Annotated in this window: 4 protein-coding genes and 1 pseudogene; all 5 read left to right on the plus strand. The window is 73.7% G+C overall.

Translation table 11 applies throughout. The annotated features are described in order from the left end of the window. The first annotated feature begins 422 nt into the window (after positions 1 to 422). Positions 423 to 1,031, plus strand: a complete 609-nt coding sequence (gene rimM, locus O145_RS15055; protein ID WP_043564457.1) for a ribosome maturation factor RimM — start codon at positions 423 to 425, stop codon at positions 1,029 to 1,031. A 35-nt stretch (positions 1,032 to 1,066) separates the two neighbouring features. After that, complete coding sequence (gene trmD / locus O145_RS15060) at positions 1,067 to 2,545, plus strand: tRNA (guanosine(37)-N1)-methyltransferase TrmD (RefSeq protein WP_229118623.1); 1,479 nt, start codon at positions 1,067 to 1,069, stop codon at positions 2,543 to 2,545. Then, the gene (lepB, locus tag O145_RS15065) at positions 2,532 to 3,374 is read left to right on the plus strand and encodes a signal peptidase I (protein WP_043564462.1); all 843 of its coding nucleotides are present in this window, start codon (positions 2,532 to 2,534) and stop codon (positions 3,372 to 3,374) included. Before trmD ends, lepB begins: the two co-directional genes overlap by 14 nt. A gap of 269 nt (positions 3,375 to 3,643) precedes the next feature. Further along, a complete protein-coding gene (rplS, locus tag O145_RS15070; RefSeq protein WP_043564463.1) occupies positions 3,644 to 3,994 on the plus strand; it encodes a 50S ribosomal protein L19 in 351 nt (116 codons plus the stop codon). A 119-nt stretch (positions 3,995 to 4,113) separates the two neighbouring features. Further along, positions 4,114 to 4,498 (plus strand): annotated as a pseudogene (locus O145_RS15075) (hypothetical protein); the annotation flags it as partial.

Genomic DNA, 4,498 nt, shown 5'->3' on the forward strand with positions numbered 1-4,498 from the left:
CACCTCCGGCTCGAGACCGGTTCGAGTCGCCGGGCACCGCCGGCTGCCACCAGGCCCCGGCCGCCCACCGTCGTCGTCACCACACCAGCCGCCGGGCTCACGCCGCAGAACCGCGGGATTGCACCGGTTCCCCACGGCGTCCGGGACCGTCGGTCGTCCCGGGGCGCGTGGGGCGATCCGCCGGCGTGTCCGGAGGGTTTCCGGCAGGCTACGGTCGTCCCGGGGCGCGTGGGGCGATCGCTTCTCCCGCCCCGGAGCCGGTCATTGAGGCGGCCGGCTCCGGGGCGACCGGGAGCAGCCAACAGGCCCCACGGACCGATCTCGGCGCGGAAGTGAACCGATCTCGAGCCGGATTACGACCGATCTCGGCGAGAGAGGGGCGGGCCCACCCTCCTCGCGGTCGCGCGCGGTAGGTTTGCCCCGTGCTGCTCACCGTTGCCGTCATCGGACCCGCCCACGCCCTCAAGGGCGAGGTCCGCCTCGACATCCGCACCGACGACCCCGAGGGCCGGCTCGCCCCCGGCACCAGCCTGCCGGTGCAGGCGCCCCGGGGACACGCCGGCCCAACTGGCTCCGCCGGCCCCGTGCCTGATCACCTGACCGTCGCGCGCCTGCGCTTCGACGGCGCCCGCTGGTTCGCCCGCTTCGAGGAGGTCCCCGACCGCACCGCCGCCGAGGCCCTGCGCGGCGCGCGCCTCATGGTGGACACCGATGCCGCCGATAGCGCTGGCGGGACCGGCGGGGCCGACGATGACGCCTGGTACGCCCACGAGCTCATCGGCCTGCAGGCCATCCGAGTTGCCTCCGAGACCCCGCCGGACAGCGCCCCCCAGCACCTCGGCGAGGTCGTCGACCTTGAGCCCGGCATCGCCCAGGACCGCCTGGTCGTGCGCACCCCGGACGGCGAGAGGGTCGCCGTGCCCTTCGTCGAGGCGCTCGTCCCCGAGATCGACCCCGACGCCGGCACGGTCACCCTGGACCCTCCCGGCGGGCTCTTCCCCGGCGTCGGCCAGACCGAGGAGGCCCGCTGATGACCCGGGCCCCCGCGGCACCCGGCGCCCGCCCCCTGCGCCTCGACGTCGTCACCATCTTCCCCGACTACCTGAGGGCGCTGGACCTGTCCCTGATCGGCAGGGCCGCCGGCACCGGCCTGATCGACCTGCACGTCCACGACCTGCGCGAGTGGACCCACGACCGTCACCGCACCGTCGACGACACCCCGCTGGGCGGCGGCGCCGGCATGGTGATGAGGCCCGACGTGTGGGGCGAGGCCCTCGACACCGTCCTCGGTCTGCCCGCCGGCGCCCCAGCTGTACCGGATCGACGACCCGGCCGACAGGTTCTGGTCGTCCCCACCCCCTCGGGCGGGCTGTTCACCCAGCGCACCGCCGAGGACCTGGCCCGCGCCGACCGGATCGCCTTCGCCTGCGGACGCTACGAGGGCATCGACGCCCGGGTCGCCGAGCACTACCGGGCCGCCGGCATCGAGGTGCACGAGCTGTCCATCGGCGACTACGTGCTCAGCGGCGGCGAGGCCGCGGCCCTGGTCATGATCGAGGCCATCGCCCGCCTGCGCCCGGGGGTGGTGGGCAACCCCGCCTCCGTCGTCGAGGAGTCCCACTCCGAGGCGGGCCTGCTGGAGTACCCCGTCCACACCCGGCCGGTCGCCTGGCGCGGCCTCGACCTGGCCGCCTCCGACCCGCATCTGCTGTCGGGCGACCACGCCCGCATCGCCCGCACGCGCCGCGACCAGGCCATCGCCCGCACGGCCGCCCGCCGCCCCGACATGATCGCCCGCCTGCGCCCCGGGGACCTCGACGCCGAGGACCGCGCCGCCCTGGCGCGTCACGGCTGGGCGGTGCCCGTCAGCGCCTGCGGGCCGGTCGAGCTGGCCCTGCGGCCCGCCCGGGCCGAGGACGCCCGGGCCCTGGCCGCACTGGCGGCGCGCACCTTCCCCGACGCCTGCCCGCCCTTCCTCTCCGGGGAGCAGATCGCCGCCCACATCGCGACCAGCCTCACCCCCGAGCGCTTCGCCGCCTGGCAGGCCGACCCGCGCGTGGTCCTGACGGTCGCCGAGCTGCCCGGTGGGCTGGCGCCGGGCAGGCTCGCGGCGGGCGCCGATCCCGCCGACGCCGTCGCCCCGGGAGAGCTCATCGGCTACAGCGCCGTGCTCGCCGAGCTGCCCGGCCCCGCGGGCGAGCCCGTCGCCGGGCTGGACCCGCGGCCCGCCGTCGTCGAGGCCCCTCCGCGCGCCAACGGCTCCGCCGCCCTGACCGCCGAGCTGTCCAAGGTCTACGTCGATGCCCGTCTGCGCTCCTCCGGCGTCGCCGCGGCCCTGCTGGAGCGGGCCGTCCGCGATGCCGCGGCCCTGGGCGCCACGGCCTTGTGGCTCGGCACCCACGAGCGCAACCGCCGGGCGCAGAGGGCCTACAGGCGGCGCGGCTTCCGACTGCTCGGATCGCGCACCTACGACGTCGGCGGACAGACCTGCCGGGACGTGGTCATGAGCCTTAACCCGCAGGAGGTCCACTATGAGCAGCACTGAGAGCATTGAGAGCACCGAGAGCACTGAGAGCACTGAGAGCACTGAGGGCGTTGAGACGACGGGCGCAGCAGGCGTCGGCGCGCCCGTGCACGCCGCTCCGGGCACCCGCTCCAGGCGGTCGCACAGCCTCAGCGCGTGGGAGTCCCACCCGTTCCTGCGCAGGCTGCTGACCCTGATCGTCATTCTGGCGATCATCGCGGTCGTGCGCAGCCTGATCGTGCAGAGCTACACCATTCCCTCGGGGTCCATGGAGGACACCCTCCACTCGGGCGACCGCATTATGGTCACCCTGTACGACGCCGACTCCGTCCAGCGCGGCGACGTCGTCGTGTTCACCGACCCCGACCACTGGCTGACCGACCCCGAGCCGACAGGCTTCGCCCGCGTCGTCCAGGACGTGCTGGTGCTGCTGCGGCTCCTGCCGCGGGACGCGGGGCACCACCTCGTCAAGAGGGTCATCGGGATGCCCGGCGACCATGTCGTCGCCGACGGCACCGGGCCGGTGAGCGTCAACGGGGTCGTCCTGGACGAGCCCTACCTCAAGCCGGGCCGCTCCGGCTCGGACGTCGCCTTCGACGTCACCGTCCCCGCCGGCTACGTGTGGGTCATGGGCGACAACAGGTCGAACTCGGCGGACTCCCGGATGCACCAGACCGACGCGCACGGCGGCTTCGTGCCGGCTGGCAACATTGTCGGCATCGCGAGATTCGTGTACTGGCCCGTCGGGCGCTGGTCCGGCTTGGGAGACGGGCGGGACGCCTTCTCGCACGTGCCCGCGGCGACCTCGATTCCACCCGCGGCGCCCACTGCTGTGCTGAACGGGCCGTGAGGCGGAGGCCGCCCGCAGGGCCGCGAGGGCGCAGGGGCCAGTGAGGTCGGGCACTTGCGCCCCGACCGTCTCGCAGCGTGACGACGCGCTGTGGCAGACTGACCCCGCCTCCGGGCCTCGGACGCCCTCTGCCACTGGGGAAGGTGTTCACGCGCAGGATCCGCGGGCGATCGAGAACGGTGCGGCCACTGCATCGGGTCCGTCCCGAGACGAGTCGCGGCACCTCTGACCAAGCGCCCATGACCAGTGGCACGAGCGTGGAGAGAACAATGACCAACCTGATCGACCAGATCGACGCCGCCTCGCTGCGCGACGATGTGCCCGACTTCCAGCCCGGTGACACCCTCAAGGTGCACGTCAAGGTCGTCGAGGGCAGCCGTACCCGTACCCAGGTGTTCCAGGGTGTCGTCATCGCCCGCCAGGGCAAGGGCGTCTCCGAGACCTTCACCGTCCGCAAGATCTCCCTCGGTGTCGGAGTCGAGCGGACCTTCCCGGTCCACACGCCCACCGTCGAGAAGATCGAGGTCGTCACCCGCGGTGCCGTGCGTCGCGCCAAGCTGTACTACCTGCGCAAGCTGCGCGGCAAGGCGGCCAAGATCAAGGAGCGCCGCGAGCACTGAGGGGCGCCCGCTATGCTCTCTGGTGACGCCCGGGGCCTCCGGGCCCGGGCGTCACTATCTTTATCACCGGGGCGTCACGGCCTCGTCATGCACATGCACCACCTCGGAACAGGAGCACGGTGACCTCACCGCAGGATGATCACGAGGAGCTCGAGCCCGACGTCGACGGCGGCGGAGCATCGACCTCTCCCAGCAAGGAGCAGGCCGACAAGGCACCCGCGCCGACTGTTTCCGAGGAAGGGACGGTGCGGCGCCCGGGCGTGCGGGAGGGCGGCAGGGCTGCGATGCCCGATGATGCGAGGCACGAGGCGCCCGATTCGGTGGCTACTCCTGCTGAGCCCGGGCCGGAGCCCGAGGCGTCCGGGCCGGTCGGGACCGAGCCTGAGGAGGCTGGGCCGGTCGGGACCGAGCCTGAGGCGGTGGTGGAGCCGGATTCCGGGCCGGAGCCCGGGGTGGCCGGGCTGGTGGAGGCCGAGCAGGCTGTTGCTCCTGCTGGGTCCGCGG

Origin of the sequence: Actinomyces israelii DSM 43320 (assembly GCF_000711965.1) — a bacterium.
Lineage (GTDB): Bacteria > Actinomycetota > Actinomycetes > Actinomycetales > Actinomycetaceae > Actinomyces > Actinomyces israelii.